At 41.5% G+C, this 2113-nt stretch carries 1 protein-coding gene and 1 pseudogene; both read left to right on the top strand.

Annotation, left to right across the window (positions count from 1 at the left end; translation table 11 throughout):
• The first annotated feature begins 63 nt into the window (after positions 1–63).
• On the top strand, positions 64–1722 hold the full coding sequence (gene pbp4b, locus H5072_RS17690) for a penicillin binding protein PBP4B (protein WP_182694299.1): 1659 nt from the start codon (positions 64–66) through the stop codon (positions 1720–1722).
• A 191-nt stretch (positions 1723–1913) separates the two neighbouring features.
• Positions 1914–2113, top strand: a pseudogene (locus H5072_RS17685) (sodium:proton antiporter); the annotation flags it as partial.

Genomic DNA, 2113 nt, shown 5'->3' with positions numbered 1-2113 from the left:
GCGGGGCTTGCGCAATTTAAAGCGCAAAGAGCGCCTTACTTGTTATATAAATAAGGGCTAAGCATGTTTATTGCTGTAAAATATCAAAGGTGTGCTTATATCAAACAAGCATTTATAGCGGCATTGAGCTTTATTATTGTGGGTTGTAGTACACCACCTGAGCCTATTAGCTCGGTGCTACCACTTACAAAAAGCCAACTTGTAGAGCTGCCTAATGCACAAGTGGTTGTAACGTTTCCTGAGGTAAATCCAAGTAGCCGGTTTTATGTAAATAACCGAGGAACGTTTAAAGCTTACAAAGGGCGCGGGCAATTATTAATACAAAACCACAACGCACAAAGCGCCGATATTTACATTAATAATAAAAAGCTCGACGTTAACCAACTAAGCGCCAACACCTTATATAATTACAGTTTGGCAAAAAATACTCACAACGGTGTTAATACCTTTAAAGTTGAAAATATTCTCCCTGCTGGCGCAAGTTTAACGCTGCGTTTTGCATTTCCTACTTTAAGCGATGAACCAAAAAAGCATATAGATTTTACTGAAGTAGACGCATTAATTGAACGTGATGTAAAAGCGGGTTTTCCTGGGGCTGTATTGGCTGTTGTTAAAAATGGTGAGCTAATAAAATTAACCGCCTATGGCGATGCAAAGCAATACCAGCAAAGTGATTTAATGCTACTACGCCCAGAGCCCATGCAAACTAATACTTTGTTTGATCTTGCCTCAAACACCAAAATATTTGCCACAAACTTTGCACTTATGAAATTAGTAAGCGAAGGGTTATTAAATATTAATAAACCCGTACAAAGCTACCTAAGCGAATATAAAGGTGAAGGGCGAGCAAAGCGCACAGTAAAAGACTTACTCACACACAGCGCTGGATACCCGCCAGTATTTGACTTTCATCGTAAAGATGGCAGCTACGGCGACGCGTTTTATTCGCAAAACAGTAAAACCACCAAACAGCTATTACTTACCAGCGTGCCTTTTAGTAGTAAATCATCTGGGCAGCATGTTTACTCAGATATTGATTACATGATTTTAGGCGTACTCATTGAGCGCATAACTGGGCAGCCCCTTGACGAATACCTAGAGCAGCAAGTGTACGCGCCATTAAAATTAACTAACACGTTATTTAATCCACTTAAAAAAGGCTTTAAGCCGCAGCAATTTGCAGCCACTGAGCTTAGCGGCAACACACGAGACGGGCGCATTAAGTTTGATAATGTTCGTACCACTGTTTTACAAGGCCAAGTGCATGATGAGCGCGCTTACTACTCACTTGATGGCGTAGCAGGGCATGCTGGGCTATTTAGTAATGCTCACGACTTAGCGGTGCTTTGCCAGCTATTACTAAATAATGGTGGCTATGGCGACCAACAATTATTTAGTGCAAGCGCCTTAGCACAATTTTTAACGCCGCAATCAAGCGATGAGACCTACGGGCTTGGCTTTAGGCTTGCTGGTAATAATCAAGCAAGGCGCTGGCACTTTGGGCCTTATGCAAGTGCGCAGGCTTATGGGCACACCGGTTGGACAGGCACAGTGACCGTAATTGACCCCGCTTACGACTTGGCTATTGTTTTACTTACCAATGCTCGCCATAGCGCAATTAAAGGCTCGCAAAAACGTTACGAATTTACAGGTAAACAATTTGAAACCGCGCAGTACGGATCGGTCGTCTCGCTTATTTACGAAGCGTTACTAAATCAATAAGCTATCGTATAGGTTAAAACGTACTAACTGTGCCACCTTAAGTGATTTATTTACAGGTGACTTGAGTAAGCCAATCCATTAAGCTAAGCGGTCTATAAAACTAAGCCGGTTTATGTTGTTAGGCTTAACAAATAAGCGTTAAAACGCGTACAAAGCGAGGTTTACTCGCTAATAATTAAGGTTAACTTTTTATGCATTGGTATTCTATTTTACCGCCGCTAATTGCGATTGCTATCGTGTTTTGGCGAAAAGAAGTGATTATGGCGCTACTTGTTGCTGTTGCTTCTTCTGAGTTTTTACTTGCCCTTCAGGGCGAAGGTAATAGCTTGTTTGATACTTTTTTAAATACCATAGAACGTATTATTTCGGTAGCTAGTTCGCCAGGTAATAC

The organism is Pseudoalteromonas sp. SR45-5 (genome assembly GCF_014163565.1).
Classification (GTDB): domain Bacteria; phylum Pseudomonadota; class Gammaproteobacteria; order Enterobacterales; family Alteromonadaceae; genus Pseudoalteromonas; species Pseudoalteromonas distincta.
This window is presented reverse-complemented; position numbering and strand designations above follow the sequence as displayed.